This is a genomic window from Pseudomonas asturiensis (assembly GCF_900143095.1).
In the GTDB taxonomy this organism is placed as follows: domain Bacteria; phylum Pseudomonadota; class Gammaproteobacteria; order Pseudomonadales; family Pseudomonadaceae; genus Aquipseudomonas; species Aquipseudomonas asturiensis.
This window is the reverse complement of record NZ_FRDA01000001.1, coordinates 203,391-219,363: the sequence shown is the minus strand read 5'-3', so window position 1 is coordinate 219,363 and position 15,973 is coordinate 203,391. Positions and strand designations below refer to the sequence as shown.

At 59.7% G+C, this 15,973-nt stretch carries 17 protein-coding genes; 9 read left to right on the top strand and 8 right to left on the bottom strand.

Annotated elements, in window-relative coordinates; all coding sequences use genetic code 11:
• Positions 1 to 39 precede the first annotated feature (39 nt).
• Positions 40 to 462, top strand: a complete 423-nt coding sequence (locus BUB69_RS01155) for a GFA family protein (protein WP_073161893.1) — start codon at positions 40 to 42, stop codon at positions 460 to 462.
• Here the strand turns inward: BUB69_RS01155 and poxB are convergent.
• The 3 genes from poxB to BUB69_RS01140 form a co-directional block, all read right to left on the bottom strand.
• A complete protein-coding gene (poxB, locus tag BUB69_RS01150; RefSeq protein WP_073161892.1) occupies positions 459 to 2,177 on the bottom strand; it encodes a ubiquinone-dependent pyruvate dehydrogenase in 1,719 nt (572 codons plus the stop codon). The genes BUB69_RS01155 and poxB overlap by 4 nt on opposite strands.
• A 368-nt stretch (positions 2,178 to 2,545) precedes the next feature.
• Positions 2,546 to 4,435: a penicillin-binding protein 2 gene (mrdA, locus tag BUB69_RS01145; protein ID WP_073161891.1), complete on the bottom strand. Its 1,890-nt coding sequence runs from the start codon at positions 4,433 to 4,435 to the stop codon at positions 2,546 to 2,548.
• 135 nt (positions 4,436 to 4,570) lie between these two features.
• Entirely contained in the window at positions 4,571 to 5,011 is a 441-nt protein-coding gene (locus BUB69_RS01140; RefSeq protein ID WP_073161890.1) for a winged helix-turn-helix transcriptional regulator, read from the bottom strand.
• An 86-nt stretch (positions 5,012 to 5,097) separates the two neighbouring features.
• Here BUB69_RS01140 and BUB69_RS01135 point away from each other — a divergent pair, with 86 nt between their 5' ends.
• The 3 genes from BUB69_RS01135 to BUB69_RS01125 all read left to right on the top strand — a co-directional run bounded on the left by BUB69_RS01135 (position 5,098) and on the right by BUB69_RS01125 (position 7,301).
• A complete protein-coding gene (locus BUB69_RS01135) occupies positions 5,098 to 5,955 on the top strand; it encodes an SDR family oxidoreductase (protein ID WP_073161889.1) in 858 nt (285 codons plus the stop codon).
• Positions 5,956 to 6,052: 97 nt separating this feature from the next.
• Positions 6,053 to 6,361 (top strand): RcnB family protein, encoded by a 309-nt coding sequence (locus BUB69_RS01130; RefSeq protein WP_073162233.1) that lies wholly within the window; start codon positions 6,053 to 6,055, stop codon positions 6,359 to 6,361.
• Between the two features lie 118 nt (positions 6,362 to 6,479).
• A complete protein-coding gene (locus BUB69_RS01125) occupies positions 6,480 to 7,301 on the top strand; it encodes a helix-turn-helix transcriptional regulator (protein WP_073161888.1) in 822 nt (273 codons plus the stop codon).
• A 9-nt stretch (positions 7,302 to 7,310) separates the two neighbouring features.
• Here the strand turns inward: BUB69_RS01125 and BUB69_RS01120 are convergent, their stop codons facing one another.
• Positions 7,311 to 7,895 carry a LysE family translocator gene (locus BUB69_RS01120; protein WP_163032039.1) on the bottom strand — a complete coding sequence of 195 codons (585 nt, stop codon included), beginning with the start codon at positions 7,893 to 7,895 and terminating at the stop codon, positions 7,311 to 7,313.
• Here BUB69_RS01120 and BUB69_RS28760 point away from each other — a divergent pair.
• The 4 genes from BUB69_RS28760 to BUB69_RS01105 all read left to right on the top strand — a co-directional run bounded on the left by BUB69_RS28760 (position 7,894) and on the right by BUB69_RS01105 (position 9,190).
• Complete coding sequence (locus BUB69_RS28760) at positions 7,894 to 8,034, top strand: hypothetical protein (protein ID WP_163032038.1); 141 nt, start codon at positions 7,894 to 7,896, stop codon at positions 8,032 to 8,034. The two genes, BUB69_RS01120 and BUB69_RS28760, sit on opposite strands and share 2 nt — an antisense overlap.
• Before the next feature lie 71 nt (positions 8,035 to 8,105).
• A complete protein-coding gene (locus BUB69_RS01115) occupies positions 8,106 to 8,600 on the top strand; it encodes a DUF3828 domain-containing protein (protein ID WP_122695757.1) in 495 nt (164 codons plus the stop codon).
• A 64-nt stretch (positions 8,601 to 8,664) separates the two neighbouring features.
• A complete protein-coding gene (locus tag BUB69_RS01110; protein ID WP_073161886.1) occupies positions 8,665 to 8,874 on the top strand; it encodes a hypothetical protein in 210 nt (69 codons plus the stop codon).
• 115 nt (positions 8,875 to 8,989) lie between these two features.
• Positions 8,990 to 9,190 (top strand): hypothetical protein, encoded by a 201-nt coding sequence (locus BUB69_RS01105; RefSeq protein WP_073161885.1) that lies wholly within the window; start codon positions 8,990 to 8,992, stop codon positions 9,188 to 9,190.
• Here the strand turns inward: BUB69_RS01105 and BUB69_RS01100 are convergent.
• Both BUB69_RS01100 and BUB69_RS01095 read right to left on the bottom strand, forming a co-directional pair.
• Complete coding sequence (locus tag BUB69_RS01100; RefSeq protein WP_073161884.1) at positions 9,187 to 10,644, bottom strand: MFS transporter; 1,458 nt, start codon at positions 10,642 to 10,644, stop codon at positions 9,187 to 9,189. The genes BUB69_RS01105 and BUB69_RS01100 overlap by 4 nt on opposite strands.
• Positions 10,645 to 10,706: 62 nt before the next feature.
• On the bottom strand, positions 10,707 to 12,026 hold the full coding sequence (locus BUB69_RS01095) for an Nramp family divalent metal transporter (protein WP_073161883.1): 1,320 nt from the start codon (positions 12,024 to 12,026) through the stop codon (positions 10,707 to 10,709).
• A 303-nt stretch (positions 12,027 to 12,329) separates the two neighbouring features.
• On the opposite strand from BUB69_RS01095, the gene BUB69_RS01090 reads away from it, so the two are divergent.
• On the top strand, positions 12,330 to 13,748 hold the full coding sequence (locus BUB69_RS01090; protein WP_073161882.1) for an MFS transporter: 1,419 nt from the start codon (positions 12,330 to 12,332) through the stop codon (positions 13,746 to 13,748).
• A gap of 18 nt (positions 13,749 to 13,766) precedes the next feature.
• Here BUB69_RS01090 and BUB69_RS01085 read toward each other — a convergent pair whose 3' ends face one another.
• Positions 13,767 to 13,991 (bottom strand): DUF6555 family protein, encoded by a 225-nt coding sequence (locus BUB69_RS01085; protein ID WP_024687190.1) that lies wholly within the window; start codon positions 13,989 to 13,991, stop codon positions 13,767 to 13,769.
• Between the two features lie 112 nt (positions 13,992 to 14,103).
• Entirely contained in the window at positions 14,104 to 15,654 is a 1,551-nt protein-coding gene (gene norR / locus BUB69_RS01080; RefSeq protein ID WP_073161881.1) for a nitric oxide reductase transcriptional regulator NorR, read from the bottom strand.
• Positions 15,655 to 15,973 lie beyond the last annotated feature (319 nt).

The following is a 15,973-nucleotide window of genomic DNA, read 5'->3' as shown; positions in this document are numbered from 1 at the left end:
CAGGCGTTAACCTGAACAAACGACAAGGAGGAAACCCCCATGATCAAAACAGTCGGACCGACCGGGATAAAACCGGTTCATCTCGCGTCCTGTCATTGCGGCGCAGTCGTGCTGGAGCTGGATTTGCCGGACGGTATCGTAGACCCAAGACGCTGCGACTGTTCGTTATGTCGACGTCGGGGTGCCATCGTGGCGACGGTGGCGCAAGACGGTGTTCGCGTGATTCACGGGCAGAGTGTGCTCAAGCTGTATCAGTTCAACAGCCGCACGGCCGAGCATTATTTCTGTGGCCGGTGCGGGGTTTATACCCACCACCGGCGACGCTCGAATCCGCATGAATACGGCTATAACGTCGCCTGTCTGGACGGCGTAAACCCGTTCGACCTGGGACCGGTGCCGACCAATGACGGGGTGAATCACCCCGCCGACCGGCCTGCAGAGCCCCTGCCCTCGTGTGATTAACGCAGGTTGGTCTTGGCCAGTTCCAGCACTTCGCTGCCACGGCCGCTGAACACGGCGCGCATCATGTACAGGCTGAAGCCTTTGGCCTGGGCGAGTTTGATTTTTGGCGGAATGCCCAGCTCCTGCTTGGCAGTCACGACGTCGATCAACACCGGGCCTGGATGGTCGAAGGCTTTGCGCAAGGCGGCGGGCAGTTCTTCGGCGCTCTGCACGCGCAGGCCAAGGATGCCAGCCCCCAAAGCGACACCGGCGAAGTTGGTCTCATGGAAATCGGTGCCGTGGGGCACGTAGCCAGCGGCTTTCATTTCCATGTCGACGAAGCCCAGCGAACTGTTGTTGAACACGACCATTTTGATTGGCAGGTTCAACTGACGAATGCTCAACAGGTCGCCCATCAACATCGACAGGCCGCCGTCGCCACACAGCGCAACCACTTGTCGATCCGGGTGTTCGGCCTTGGCGCCCAGCGCCTGCGGCAGCGCGTTGGCCATCGAACCGTGGTTGAACGAGCCCAGCAGGCTGCGCTGGCCATTCATGTGCAGGTAGCGCGCCGCCCAGAGCGTGGGCGTGCCTACGTCGACGGTGAAAATGGCGTCAGCGTCGGCCTGCTCGTCGATCAGACGCGTGAGGTATTGCGGATGGATGGGCGTGTCCGCAGGCGTTGGTGTGGCCAGTTCGTCCAGCTCTTCGCGGGCCTTGGCGTAGTGCTTGAGGGCCTTGTCGAGAAAGCGGCGGTCCGAGTGCGGCTTGAGTTTTGGCAACAGCGCATCGAGGGTTTCACGCACACCGCCGGTCAGCCCCAGCGTCACCGGTGTGCGACGGCCGAGTTGGGTCGGGTCCAGGTCGATCTGGATGACCTTGGCTTTCTCGGGGTAGAAATTACGGTACGGGAAGCTGCTGCCCAGGATCACCAGTGTGTCGCAGGACAGCATGGCGTGGTAGCCGGAGCTGAAGCCGATCAGGCCGGTCATGCCCACGTCGAACGGGTTGTCGTACTCGACGTGCTGTTTGCCCCGCAGGGCGTGCACGATGGGCGCGCTGAGCTTTTCGGCCAGCGCCACTATTTGCTCGTGAGCGCCCGCGCAACCAGCACCGCACAGCAGGGTCGTGGCTTTGGAAGCGTTGAGCAGTTCGACCATCGTCTGCAGGTCGTTTTCAGCCGGAACAACGGTCGGCGGCGTGGGCTCGACCCATTTGGCCGGAACATCCGGCGCGGCACTGAGCGCAACATCGCCGGGCAACACGATCACCGCCACGCCCTTCTGGCTGATCGCGGCGCGCATTGCACGCTCCAGCACGCGAGGGAATTGCTCGGGGTTGCTGACCAGTTCGACGAAGTGGCTGCACTCCTTGAACAGTTCCTGCGGGTGGGTTTCCTGAAAGTAATCCAGACCGATTTCCGAGGACGGAATATGCGCGGCAATGGCGAGCACCGGTACGCGGTTGCGGTGACAGTCGTACAGGCCATTGATCAGGTGCAAATTGCCCGGACCGCAACTGCCGGCGCACACCGCCAGCTTGCCACTGCTCGCAGCCTGGGCACCGGCGGCGAACGCGGCGACCTCTTCATGACGGGTGTGCATCCAGCGAATCGAGTCGGTGCGTTCCAGGCTGTCGGTCAGGCCGTTGAGGCTGTCACCGGAAACGCCCCAGATGTGAGAAACACCTGCCGCTGCGAGGGTTTGCGCAAGATGATCGGCAATGGTCTTGGACATGCGGGGTTCCTTGTCGAGGCAAAGGGGTTCGGCTTCCTTACTGGAAGAAACATGCGCAGCGCTCTGCTACGCCTGTTGTGGTCGACCGGTTGTGCGCTCGACAGTTCCGGAAAACTGAGGGGTGTTCAGGTGGGCAGGCCAAAGCCCTATGAAGCCGAGTAAACGGTGAACGGGATAAGCAGTCTGTGCCATTTGTGACGCGCAGCGTTCATCGTTTTACACACGCCTTGCTGCAGCCAACGAACTGTGGGAGGCGGCTTGCCGGCGAGGCTTTGTCAGAAGCGACCTATCAGTGACTGAACTGACACCGTCGCCGGCAAGCCGCCTCCCACAGGGTATGCCTTCATGCTCACACGCGATGGGTACGATCAGGCGTGCGGATTGCCGGTCGCTTTGCTCGGCACCGCGTATTGCGGCTTGAGCTTGCCATCGCTGTCCAGCAGCCAGGCATCAAGGACTTCACGAACGACGGGGCCTGCCACGCGGCCGCCCGCCTCGCCGTTCTCGATGGTGACCGACACCACGATTTTGGGGTGCTCTGCCGGGGCGAAGCCGACGAACAAGGCGTTGTCCCGGTTACGCTCCAGTGTCTTCAGGCGGTTGTAACGCTCGCCCTGTTTGATCGCGACCACCTGCGCCGTACCGCTCTTGCCTGCGATGCGGTACTGCGCGCCTTTGGCCGCATCCCGTGCGATGCCGCGAGGATCGTGCATGACCATCTGCATGCCCTCATTGACCTGGTCCCACTCACGCGGGTCATGCAGCACGATGTTGGGCATCGGGTGCTCATCCACAGGAGCCACGTGTCCGACCTCGATCGCCAGATGCGGGCGATGCCAGACACCTTTGCTGGCAATCAGCGAGGTCGCCTGGGCCAGTTGCAGCGGCGTGACCTGCATGTAGCCCTGACCGATGCCAAGAATGACGGTTTCGCCGGGAAACCAGGCCTGACGGCGCGTGGCGCGCTTCCACTCACGAGACGGCATCAGTCCTGCCGACTCTTCGAACATGTCCAGCGAGACTTTCTGGCCGATGCCGAACATGGTCATGTAGTCGTGCAGACGGTCGATGCCCAGCTTGTGCGCAAGCGTGTAGAAATACGTGTCGTTGGACCGCATGATCGCGGTGTCCATGTCCACCCAGCCGTCGCCGCTGTGGTTCCAGTTGCGGTACTTGTGATCGAAGTCCGGCAGCTGGAAATAGCCGGGGTCGAAGACCTTGGTCGAGGCGTTGACCACGCCGCTGTCCAGGCCGGCAATCGCCACTTCTGGCTTGACCGTCGAGCCCGGCGCATACAGCCCGCGCAGCACGCGGTTGAACAGCGGACGGTCGATGGAATCACGCAAGGCGGCGTACTGTTTGAAACTGATACCGGTCACGAACAGGTTGGGGTCGAAGCTCGGTTTGCTGACCATCGCCAGCACTTCCCCGGTTTCGGGGTCCAGCGCCACGATAGAACCGCGACGATCACCCAGGGCCTTCTCGGCGGCAGCCTGCAGGTGCACGTCAAGGCTCAGGGTGATGTTCTTGCCAGGCACCGGATCGGTGTGTTTCAGCACACGCAATACGCGGCCCTGGGCGTTGGTTTCGACTTCCTCATAGCCCACCCGGCCGTGCAGCTCGGACTCATAGAACCGTTCGATACCGGTCTTGCCGATCGATTGCGTACCGCGATATTCGTTGTCCAGTTGCGAGGCTTCTTTCTCGTTGATACGCCCGACATAGCCGATGGAATGGGCAAAGTGATCGCCCAACGGGTAATGCCGAACGAACTGCGCCGCGACATCCACACCTGGCAGCAGGTACTGGTTAACGGCCAGTATCGCGATCTGCTCTTCGGTCAGCTCATACAGCAACGTGGCGGGCTCGAACGGATGCCGAACCTGCTTCAACTCCTTGTCGAACAGAATGCGGTCTTCGTCCGGCAAGGCCAGCAGCGTCATCAGCTCATCGATAACCTTATGCCAGTCACCGGCGCGCTCGCGGGTCAGGGTCAGGTTGAAACTGGGGCGATTGTCGGCCAGAACTTCGCCATTGCGGTCGAAGATCAACCCTCGCTCCGGCGGAATCGGCAGCACGTGTACGCGATTGTTTTCGGATATGGTCGAGTGGTAATCAAACTCGGTGACTTGCAGGAAATACATCCGTGCAACCAGGCAGGCAGCCAGCACGGCGACCAGGATGGCGCAGGCGATCAGTCGCTGGTTGACCAGCCGCGTCTCTTTCTCGTGGTCTTTAAGAGGAATGGGTTCGGGCATTTCTACAGCTTCTCGGTGAAGGTAACGACGCAGCCAACATGTAAAAAAATATTTCGGCGCGCACCATACCAAGAAGTGATGATTGCAGGGGGCTTGACCCGGCAATCACCGGATGAAGAATCTGTCAGTAAACGGTCATGCAGGTTCATTCTCAGCCTCTTCCCGCAGCATCTGTGACGCTTCGCGGGCACGCATGATGTCCGGCAGGTGCGTCTCGACCCACAGCGCCAGCGTCTCTACCTGCAACGCGACCTCCTCACCCATGGCTGTCAGCCGGTATTCGACATGCGGCGGCACCACGGGCAGAGCCTTGCGGTGCACGAAGCCGTCCTGCTCCAGATGCTGCAACGTTTGGGCGAGCATCTTTTCGCTGACACCGCCGATCTTGCGCCGCACCTCACTGAACCGGTGCATGCCACCGCGCAACACAATAAGCACCAGCACGCCCCAGCGTCCGCAGACATGGTTGAGGATCACTCTGGACGGGCAGTCACTGGCCAGCACCTGTCCCTGGCGAATGGTTGCCAACATGGACTCGCCGTCGCTGATCGGCATTGGAGAAGATGAATCGGACATTGCACTTACCTTTTTGTGCGTACTTACGAAAGGTAAGCGCTATGGCTATGCTCGCCGTTCTTTCAACCGAACACAAGGACACTGTCATGATCGTCGTCACCGCTGCCAACGGCCAACTGGGTCGCCTCGTCATTGAAAAGCTGCTTGAAACCGTCCCTGTAACGCAGATCGTTGCCGCGGTGCGCAGCCCGGAAAAGGCCGCTGACCTCGCGGCGCTGGGCGTGCATGTACGCGAGGGCGACTACGCAAAACCTTCGACCCTGGCCAGTGCGTTCGCAGGTGCGGACAAAGTGCTGCTGATTTCCTCGAATGAGATAGGCCAGCGCTATCCCCAGCATCAGGCCGTGATTGATGCCGCCAGACAGGCCGGCGTCAAATTGCTGGCCTACACCAGTATTTTGCGTGCGGACAGCTCGGCGCTGGGGCTTGCCGATGAGCATGTCGAAACCGAAGCCTACCTGCGCGACAGCGGCGTGCCGTTCACTTTGCTGCGCAATGGCTGGTACACCGAGAACTACGCAGCCTCCATTCCCGGCGCACTGGCGCATGAGGCGTTCATGGGCAGCGCGGGCCAGGGCCGTATCAGTTCGGCGGCGCGCCTCGATTACGCCGAGGCCGCAGTGGCAGTGCTGACCTCAGAAGAAGATCAGTCAGGGCGTACTTATGAATTGGCAGGCGATGAGGCCTACACCCTGTCGGAATTTGCCGCAGAAATCTCCAGGCAAAGTGGCAAGACCATTCCTTATGTGGACATGCCACAAGCTGAATTCGAAGCCGCGCTGCTGCAGGCAGGTTTGCCCGCTGTCTACGCCCATCTGCTCGCCGACTCAGACACCGCAGCCTCCAAAGGCGCGCTGTTCGACGATAGTCACCAGTTGAGCCGCCTGATCGGCCGTCCCACCACGCCGCTGCCCGTGACCATCAGCGCAGCCCTGAAAGGCTGATGCAGGCAAACCCGATCGAATGATTTTCAACCGTGAAGGTCCCAGTCAGTACGAAAGGCATTTGCCATCGCATTACGACAAGACTGGGAGTCTTCACATGAAAAGCAAATCGTTGATCGCCTGCATGACGTTGCTCGGCTGTTTCTCGGTCGCCACCCTGCCCGTTCACGCAGCGGATGCGCCGGAACCGAAAGTGGCCGAGTCCAGGGACAACACGCATGAGCTTGAAATGGGTTCGCGCGTGCCCGAGAAGTATCGCCGCAGCGACTCCAGCATCAAAGACTGGAAGAGCAAAGGCCTGGAAGCACCTGCCAAGGAAAGCGAGTGGGTGCAGATCAATGACAAGTACGTGCGTTTCCAGAAGGTCAACGGACAGATCGTCGACATCGTACCGATCAAGAAGTAATCAGGTTCGAGGGAGCGTCACACGGCGCTCCCGCTTGATCAGTTCAGTGACACGGCCCGGCCGCAATAGGCTACCCTCGGCGCAGCACAGGTAATATCACGCCAAAAGGGACTTCAGCATGGCCAACCCTCCTCTCAGCCCGTCAGACAGCACGCCGTTCTTCTGGCGTGACGAACACCTGCCGTTCATCGAAGCGCGCTCGGTTCAGGATGGCCGCAAGGTGTGCTACGCACGCCATTCCCACGACATCTTTTCCATTGGCGCGATCACGCGCGGCCAAAGCACTTACCTGCACGAGAAGACCGCGCAGCGCGTGTCCGCAGGTACTGTCGTGTTGATGAATCCGGGGGATGTCCACGCCTGTAACCCGATCCAGGACCAGCCGTGGTCGTACCTGATGCTGTACGTCGACAGTGACTGGCTGGGCGCGATCCAGCATGAAGCCGATGCTGCGTTTCAACCGCTCGCCCCCACCCACAGCCGCGACCCTGCGCTGTTCGGCGCCTTGACTGCGCTGTACCGCACGCTCGTCGATGCGCAGTCCGATACCTTGCAGAAACACTGCACCGCAGTGTCCTTCTTTACCCTCATGCAGAAGACGCTGGGCGAGCAGATTTCAGTGCCCGACAAGCCATCACCCAAAGTGGCGCGCGCTGCCGAGTACATCAACGAGCATTTCACCCAGGCCATCAAGCTCGCCGATATCTGCGACGCGGCGAACCTGTCAGCGTCGTACCTGATTCGCTCGTTCGAACAGCGGTACCACATGACGCCTCACGCCTACCTGCTCAACCGGCGCATTCAGCATGCACGCACCCGGTTACGTGAGGGGCGACTGATCGTTGACGTGGCGCAGGAAACCGGCTTTGCCGATCAGGCGCATTTTCAACGCGAATTCAAGAAACACCTGGCTGCAACGCCAGGGCAGTACCGCTTCTGAGACGTTGTTTCAGATGACCAGATACAGCGCACACCCTGCCAGCAACACCGCCATCAGCCGATTGAACACTCGCACGCCCCTGGCGCTGCGCAGGTAGTGACTCAGAAAGCTGCCCGCGTAGGCCCAGCAGCCGAGCGAGGCATAGCAGACAACGAAATAGATTGCCGCAAACTGGCCGATCAGCAGCGCCTCGCCATTGGCGACGAACACGCCCATGCCCGCTATCGAGGCCAGCCAGGCCTTGGGGTTGAGCCATTGCATGATGGCGCCGTGCAGCATCGAAGGTGCGCGTCCCGGCTGTGAAAGGCTCAACTGGCCATCGTCCATCGCCAATCGCACCGCCATGTACAGCAGAAACGCCACGCCTGCCCACTGAATGATTCGAGTCAGAGAGGGCCATTGGCGCAGGGTTTCGTGCAGGCCAAAACCGATCAGCACCAGCAACAGCGTGAACCCCAACGTCGCACCCAGCACATGGCGCATGCCGGACCAGAACCCGTAACGGGCGCCGGTGCTCAGAGCCACGATATTGACCGGCCCCGGTGTGATGGACGATGCCAGCGCAAACGCTGCCATGGAAATGAACAGACTCATGAAAAACCTCGACCGCGATCAGAAAGACGCGATCAAGGTAATGAGCCGGGACAACAGGCGTATTGAAGAAAATTACCCTTCTGCGTTAGCCCCTTCGGCACAGCCTGCGTGGCGCGACACAAAACAATTGCTTTTTTGATCGCAAGGACTACAAATGCGATGTCATCACGGTGCAATCATCGTCCGTCTTTCAATTGCGAGCTTCGTTACATGTCCCGACCTATTGCGATCGCCTTTGCCTGCCTGCTCTCGTCCACTGCACAGGCTGCCTGCCCGGCCGCGACGCCGGTCGATACAGCCCGATGGATCTATGAGAAACACCAGGACTTTTATATCAATGGCAAAGGCGCGGCGGACTATCTGTCGAAACCGTTGCTAAGCCTGCTGAAAAGAGACTGGACCTGCCAGGGCCCGGGCGGGGACCAGTGTGCCATTGGTGCCAACCCCTGGACCGATGCCCAGGACGGCGATGTGCAAAAGCCCATCGAATGGGCAACAGTGTCGAATGCGGACAAACAGGCCGTGGTCGAAATGACCTATCTATTGGGTTACAAGGATGCCCCCCAGCAACCGGCCGCCACTCAGACGACACGCATGCGAATGGTCAAAAACCCCAATGGCTGCTGGGCGCTGGACGACCTGCAAGGGCCGCAGGATGTCGCCCTGACCCAGACCTTGCAGGACTTCCCTTATGAAGGCGACTGATTGATCTTGAAACAATCGGTCATTATCTGTATCACAGCAAGCTCAGCCCTCGAGAGCGAGCAACATGAATACCTTTGAGCAGTCGATTATTGAAGCGGCGCAGGATGCCACGCCCAATAACACTGATGCCGAACGCGAAGCCGCCAGGGTCGCGGCCACTCAGGCAGTGGCCGAAATCATGTCCAGCCTGACCGGCCTGGATCGCACCCTGGCGCTGGCCGAGTTACTCGACTCCTACTCCGAACAGGACGATGAGGACGACGACCAGGCCTGAACATAAAGTTGGCGGCTGCCCTAAAGCAAAATGCCATCAACGCCGATAGACTGGTAACTGTCTCGTGGAACCTCTTCACTCAGTGCGCTCGGATGCGATCAACAGGAATGCACCGGTGCAAATCGAGCAACTCAAAGACATTCAGGCCTATGTACAGCGTACCGCTGACGACCTAGAGCGCGTGTCGCGTAACATGGCAGGCCATCTCGCTTACTTGCAGAGCCACTCGCGTTCGACTGAAGCTCGTGCCGTCAGCGAGCAGATTCAGGGACTGAAGGCATCGGTCCAGGATCTGCGCGGCGTGTTCAACAGCTAATCATCCCTGGCCTGAGACAACGGCCGCGCCACCTCCTCCAGCGACTTGCGTTCCGCTGCCGCGCCCCAGATTGACTGCACGAACGCCGCCAGCAGCATCAACCCCGCCCCGATGAGATAACCGATCAGCACATTGCTGCGATCATGCGTCTCGATCAACTCACCAAACAGCGTCGGGCCGATGATCCCGCCCAGCCCTGTACCGAACGCATAGAACACCGCGATGGCCAGCGCACGAATTTCCAGCGGGAAGGTTTCGGCGACCGTCAGGTAAGCCGAGCTGGCGGCGGCCGACGCGAAGAAGAAAATCACCATCCAGGCGATAGCTTGCTGGGTCACGTCCAGCAGACCTTGCTGAAACAGATAGCCACTGATCGCCAGCAGAACACCGGAAAGCCCGTAGGTCAGGCTGATCATGATGCGCCGACCGACCAGATCGAACAGCCGTCCCAGCAGCAACGGTCCGCAGAAATTGCCCAGTGCCAGCGGCAGCACATACCAGCCCACCTGTTCAGCCGGTACGCCATAGAAATCAGTAAGCACCAACGCGTAGGTGAAGAAGATTGCGTTGTAGAAAAATGCCTGCGCGGTCAGGAGCGTCAGGCCGACCAGCGAGCGTTGGCGCAAAGACACGAACAGCGTGTGGAATATCTCGCCAATCGGTGTGTGGTCGCGGGCGTGCAGGCGCAGCGGCTTGCCTTTCACGGCAGGCAGCACGTGCCCTCGTTGCTGCATGCTGGCTTCGATCTGCTCGACGATCTTGCGCGCTTCGCCCGAGCGACCATGAATCATCAACCAGCGCGGACTTTCCGGCAGCCACAGGCGCATCAGTAAAATGAACAGCCCCAGCACCGCGCCAATGCCGAAGCACAGCCGCCAGCCCAGTTCGGCGCCCACGCGTTCGGGGTCCAGCAACACGATTGAACCCACCGCACCGAGCGCCGCGCCCAGCCAGAAGGTGCCATTGATGGTCAGGTCTACCCAGCCGCGATAGCGCGCAGGTGTGAACTCCTGAATGGTCGAGTTGATGGCCGTGTATTCACCGCCGATGCCCATGCCGGTCAGAAACCGAAACAGCATGAAGCTCCAGACGTTGAACGAAAATGCCGTCGCGAAGGTGGCGCAGATGTATAGCGCCAGGGTGATGAAGAACAATTTGCGTCGTCCGAGACGATCGGTCAGCCAACCGAAAAACAACGCTCCCAATACCGCTCCGGCAATGTAAGCAGCGCCCGCAAGACCGATATCGGCATTGCTCATGTTCAACGTCGGGCTGGCTTTAAGCGCGCCGGCGACAGAACCGGCCAGGGTGACTTCAAGCCCGTCGAGCAGCCAGGTGATCCCCAGCGCCACCACCAGCAAGGTGTGGAAACGCCCCCACGGCAATCGGTCCAGCCTGGCAGGCAAGTCAGTCTCGAATACCTGCCCTTTGTCAGCGGTCTGGAGGGTCGTCATTTCCGGATTCCTTCACGGCGGACCTGTTGTCAGGAGTGAGAGCCGTGCAGCAATACCTAAGTTCAGCTTACCCAGAACCACAGCAGCGTCAGGTTGGCGGCCGAGATCAAGCCAAACAGGCCCCAGGCCACGATTTGCACCACGCGGCCATTAACGAACGGGCCCATTAAAGATTTGTCACTGGTGAAGCGAATGAGCGGCCAGAGCGCAAACGGCAATTGCAGGCTCAGCACCACCTGACTGAGCACCAGCATCTGGCCGACCGAGCTGTCGCCCAGCCAGATCACACCGATCAGCGCCGGGATCAATGCCAGCGCACGCGTAATCAGGCGTCGCTGCCAGCAAGGAATCTTCGCCTGCAGAAAGCCTTCAAGCACGACCTGGCCTGCGATAGTGCCGGTAAAGGTCGAGCTCTGCCCCGCTGCCAGCAAGGCCACACCGAACAACACGCTGGCTAACGCGCCGCCCACCAGCGGGTCAAGCAGATGGTAGGCGTCCTGAATCTCCACCACGTCGGTGTGACCGGTCTTGTGAAAGGCAGCAGCTGCGAGAATCAGAATGGCCGCGTTGATCAACAGCGCGAGGCTGAGCGAGCCGATCGTGTCCAGGCGCGCGAACCGAATGGCCGTGGCCTTGCTTGCCAGGTCAGAACCGTTGACCCGTGTCTGCACCACCGAGGAGTGCAGATAGAGGTTATGCGGCATAACCGTCGCGCCCAGGATGCCGATGGCGATGTACAGCGGTTCCTGACTGCTCAGCACGTCCCAGCTGGGTTTTAGACCGGCTGCAACGTCCGGCCAGAACGGTTTGATCAGGATCAGCTCGACGGCAAAGCAGGCAGCGATGGTTGCGATCAGCCCCAGCACAATGGCTTCCAGACGGCGGAAGTTGGCGCCCTGCAAGGCCAGTACGATCAAGGTATCGAAAGCCGTCAGTGCCACACCCGTGGTAATCGAAACGCCCAACAGCAGGTGAAACGCCAACGCCGCGCCCAGCACCTCGGCCAGGTCAGTGGCAATGATCGACAACTCGGCCAGCAGCCACTGCCCCTTGGCGACGTTACGGCTGTAACGCGCGGCCGACAATTGCGCCAGGTCACGCCCTGTGGCGATGCCCAGACGCGAGCACAGGTTCTGCAGCACCATGCCCGACAGACTCGCCAGCACCACCACGAACAGCAGCGCATAACCGAAACGCGACCCGGCCTCAATGGCCGTCGCCCAGTTACCAGGGTCCATGTAGCCGATGGAGACCAGCAAGCCGGGACCCACGAACAACATCATCTTGCGCAGCAGTGAAGCGTTGGGCGCAATAGCGACGCTGTCGGTCGTTGCAGAGGGACAGAATGGAGCCGTTGCAGTGGTAGGCAGTTTGTACGTCACAGGAACCCGATGAGGCAGGAAGCGAAGCACTTATCCTAAAGTTTCGCGACACATTCTGATACATCGACGCCCGTAAACGGGCTGGGTATCGCGTTTCACAGGTCGTTAATCATTCATCCGGCGTCGATTACATGACAACGGAAATCTTAAAGAAATCGTCATACTTGCTACACAAATCACCCTTTAAAACACTTTTTCAGCAATAAACTGTCTTTTACACCCCGAAAATAGCCTTATTCTGCAAGTATTACCAAATGTAAAACGCGTAATATGGCCCATCCTCTTTTTCTGGACAGCCTCCCCATGCCCTCCACGCCCCTGGCCACTGACACCCTTACGGACGCCCATCGCGCCGCATTGATCTCGGCGCGCATCGACCGCCTGCCCGCCGTGGCGACGATCTGGAAACTGGTCGCGCTGCTGTCCATCGGTGGATTTTTCGAACTCTACGATCTGTTCCAGACCGCCTACATCAGCCCCGGCCTGATCCGCGACGGGATTTTTGCCACCGGCAGTCAGGGATTGTTCGGCTTCTCCGATCAGGCAGCATTCGCGTCAGCAACCTTTCTGGGCCTGTTCTTCGGTGCCAGCCTGCTCAGCCCGGTTGCCGATCGCTTCGGGCGTCGCGCCATCTTCACCTTCGCGCTGATCTGGTACACCGTGGCCACGGTGCTGATGGGCCTGCAAACCTCCGCGATGGGCGTGATCGGCATGCGCTTTCTGGTCGGCATCGGCCTGGGGGTCGAATTGGTCACCATCGATGCCTACCTGTCGGAACTGGTGCCCAAACGCATGCGCAGCGCGGCGTTCGCGTTTGCCTTCTTCATTCAGTTTCTGTCGGTACCCAGCGTTGCCCTGATGTCATGGTGGCTGGTGCCACAGGCGCCGTTCGGTTACTCCGGCTGGCGTTGGGTGGTCATCAGCAGCGCGGTGTTTGCCCTGTTCATCTGGTGGCTGCGTTCGGCGTTGCCGGAGTCGCCACGCTGGCTGGCGCAACAGGCGCGTTTCAAGGAAGCCGAGCAGGTGGTGGACGATCTGGAGGCACGCTGCCTGAAGGACCATAAAAAGCCGCTGGACGAACCCGAGCTGGCGCATGTAGTGGTCGAGGGCAAGGGTCGCTTTGCCGACATCTGGCAGCCACCTTACCGTCGTCGCGCCTTGATGCTCATCGCCTTCCACGTCTTCCAGGCCATCGGGTTCTTCGGTTTTGGCAACTGGCTGCCGGCGCTGCTTTCCGGCCAGGGCGTCAGCGTCACCCACAGTCTGGGTTACGCCTTCGTGATCACACTGGCGTATCCGTTGGGTCCGTTGTTGTTCGTGAAGTTTGCCAATCGGTTTGAAAACAAATGGCAGATCGTGGGATCAGCCCTGGGGTCGATGATCTTCGGGACGCTGTTCGCCTTTCAGACCAGCGCCGTGGGGCTGATTGTTTGCGGGGTCATGATCACATTCTGTAATGCGTGGTTGAGCTTCAGTTATCACTCGTATCAAGGCGAGCTATTCCCCACCAATATCAGGGCTCGGGCGGTCGGCTTCTGTTACTCGTTCAGTCGACTGTCGACGGTGTTCAGCAGCTTGCTGATCGGCATTTTTCTGGAGCATTTCGGCACGCCCGGCGTGCTGGCATTCATCGTCAGCAGCATGCTGATCGTCATCGTGACCATCGGGGGTTTCGGGCCCCGCACGCGAAACCTGGCGCTGGAAAACATTGCTCATCGTTGAAACAATGCACGGATGGGCTCACGCCTGAGCCCATTCCACGTTACTGATGCCGAAGTGCTCAGCGTAAGGTTTGGTGACGCGCGGCACCTTCTCCAGACGATACTTGGGGATGCGCGCCAGACCTGCATCGACACTTGCGTAATGCCAGGCCTCGACCGTATCCATATGTTCGGTTCGTATATAGAAACTCTTGAAAGAGCCATTCAAAAGATAATCAATGCGAAAGTGCTTGGGCAGTGCCATTGAAAGCCTGATCCTTTTTCAGTGGTGGCTTGAATAATAGGTGACCCAAGTCGTTATGAAAAAATTCACTCTTTTTCAGATATCGGCGACCAATGAACACCGATCGACGTCATCAGCGGATGCCCAGTCGCTTTGAAAGTCTATTGAGATTGGCTCTATCGACCGACAGCTCGCGGGCTACGTCCACCCATCGCCCCTGATGGCGGTCAAGAGCGTCGGCAATCAACGCCCGCTGATAGGCGTCCACAGCCGCTTTGAGTCCCTGCCCCTGAATCAGCGGCGGACAGTCCAGCGCCAGTTGCGCTGACAAGGCACTGTCGAGAGGTTCATCAAGGCCCAGTGCCTGGGGCTCGATGGTCAGAATGCGCGGCCTTTGCGCATGGGCCGAAAGTGCCTTGAGCACCGCGCGACTGATCAGGTGCTCCAGTTCCCTGACATTGCCCGGCCAGGCGTACGCCAGCAGCATTCGCTGCGCATCCGCGTTCAGGCGCAGGCTGCGCAAACCCATGCGCAGCCGGTTTTCCTCCAGAAAGTAGCCGGCCAGCAACAGCACGTCGCGGCCACGCTCGCGCAGTGCCGGCACCTGTAAGGGGTAGACGCTCAAACGATGATAAAGATCGGCGCGAAACCGGCCTGAGCGCACCTCCTCAGCCAGATTGCGATTGGTGGCCGCGATGATCCTTACATCCACGTGATGCTCATGATCGGAGCCCACACGCTGCAACTGGCCGCTCTGCAGCACACGCAGCAGCTTGGACTGCACGGTAAGCGGCAGTTCGCCGACTTCGTCCAGAAACAGGGTGCCGCCATCCGCCAGCTCGAACTTGCCGCTGCGACCATTGACGGCACCGGAGAACGCGCCTTTGACATGCCCGAACAGCTCGCTCTCAACCAGTGTTTCCGGCAGCGCTGCACAGTTAAGGCTGATCAGCGGCTTGTGAGCCCTGGGGGAATGCAGGTGGATGGCCTCGGCGACAAGCTCCTTGCCGACGCCCGTTTCGCCGGTGACCAGAACGGTCAGCGGGCTGTTGGCGACCAACTGGATTTCCTGCTGCAGACGTTCCAGTACAGCACTTTGGCCGATCAGCTCACGCGGCGCTCGTCCACCGGCTGCGCGCTTATAGACTTCCGCCAGTTGTCGCTGATCCTCGAACCCGCGTGCCAGATGCTGGATGCGCTCGCTGGCCATGACCGTGGCGGCGGCGAGACTGGCGAATGCCTGCAGGTTATCCAGATCGACCTTGCCGAAGCTGGACGGGTCCAGCGAGTCGAGGGTCATCAGCCCCCACGGCCGCTCCTGGAAATACAGCACGCAGCCCAGGCAATCATGGACTTCAAGAGGGCCGTGCCCTTCGACGAGGCCGTCATAGGGATCAGGCAGCGGGCAATCGTAGGAAAAGCGCACCGGCACCGGGCTTTCCAGCAACGCCTTGAAACGAGGATGCTCGTCGACCTTGAAGCGTCGCCCCAGCGTATCGGGGCTTAATCCATCCACGGCGAGCGGAATCAGAACATCGCTGTCCAGCCTGAGCAGCGCTGCAGCGTCGCAATGCAGCCATTGCCGCAGCGCCTGCAGCAACCGCCGATAACGCTCCTCGTCGGGCAGCTCGCGTGACAGATCGGCAACCAGCGGTACCAGCGCGCGTAGCAATGGATGGGTCATCTTGACTCCCGGACAACGGCACAAAGGGTGTCATTATGACTCCTGTCTTGAAACTCACCATCCCTGTTTTAACATCGTGATTCGAGGACTTCGGCGCCCGTAAAAAACCAGTATCTATTCCAGTACCTATTAAAGGTCCGATCACACCTGGTCGGCAGTCATTATAAACGCCCCCACCGCGGCGGATATATCGCCTCTCGACGGCGTGAATGTGTTACTTGAATGAAACAATAGAGTTAACGGTCGACCGCTTTATTATCCCGGTCTTTTCTGACGCCATGCAGACGGCAATTAAATCCGCCGTGTTTAATTTTATTGA

Excerpts from the sequence above, each read along its gene's own strand:
- BUB69_RS01155 (WP_073161893.1), top strand. The coding sequence starts at position 40 with ATGATCAAAACAGTCGGACCGACCGGGATAAAACCGGTTCATCTCGCG.
- mrdA (WP_073161891.1), bottom strand. The coding sequence starts at position 4,435 with ATGCCCGAACCCATTCCTCTTAAAGACCACGAGAAAGAGACGCGGCTG.
- BUB69_RS01100 (WP_073161884.1), bottom strand. The coding sequence starts at position 10,644 with ATGACGACCCTCCAGACCGCTGACAAAGGGCAGGTATTCGAGACTGAC.
- BUB69_RS01120 (WP_163032039.1), bottom strand. The coding sequence starts at position 7,895 with ATGAGTCTGTTCATTTCCATGGCAGCGTTTGCGCTGGCATCGTCCATC.
- BUB69_RS01115 (WP_122695757.1), top strand. The coding sequence starts at position 8,106 with ATGTCCCGACCTATTGCGATCGCCTTTGCCTGCCTGCTCTCGTCCACT.
- BUB69_RS01130 (WP_073162233.1), top strand. The coding sequence starts at position 6,053 with ATGAAAAGCAAATCGTTGATCGCCTGCATGACGTTGCTCGGCTGTTTC.
- BUB69_RS01125 (WP_073161888.1), top strand. The coding sequence starts at position 6,480 with ATGGCCAACCCTCCTCTCAGCCCGTCAGACAGCACGCCGTTCTTCTGG.
- BUB69_RS01140 (WP_073161890.1), bottom strand. The coding sequence starts at position 5,011 with ATGTCCGATTCATCTTCTCCAATGCCGATCAGCGACGGCGAGTCCATG.
- BUB69_RS01090 (WP_073161882.1), top strand. The coding sequence starts at position 12,330 with ATGCCCTCCACGCCCCTGGCCACTGACACCCTTACGGACGCCCATCGC.
- norR (WP_073161881.1), bottom strand. The coding sequence starts at position 15,654 with ATGACCCATCCATTGCTACGCGCGCTGGTACCGCTGGTTGCCGATCTG.
- BUB69_RS01085 (WP_024687190.1), bottom strand. The coding sequence starts at position 13,991 with ATGGCACTGCCCAAGCACTTTCGCATTGATTATCTTTTGAATGGCTCT.
- BUB69_RS28760 (WP_163032038.1), top strand. The coding sequence starts at position 7,894 with ATGAAAAACCTCGACCGCGATCAGAAAGACGCGATCAAGGTAATGAGC.
- poxB (WP_073161892.1), bottom strand. The coding sequence starts at position 2,177 with ATGTCCAAGACCATTGCCGATCATCTTGCGCAAACCCTCGCAGCGGCA.
- BUB69_RS01135 (WP_073161889.1), top strand. The coding sequence starts at position 5,098 with ATGATCGTCGTCACCGCTGCCAACGGCCAACTGGGTCGCCTCGTCATT.
- BUB69_RS01110 (WP_073161886.1), top strand. The coding sequence starts at position 8,665 with ATGAATACCTTTGAGCAGTCGATTATTGAAGCGGCGCAGGATGCCACG.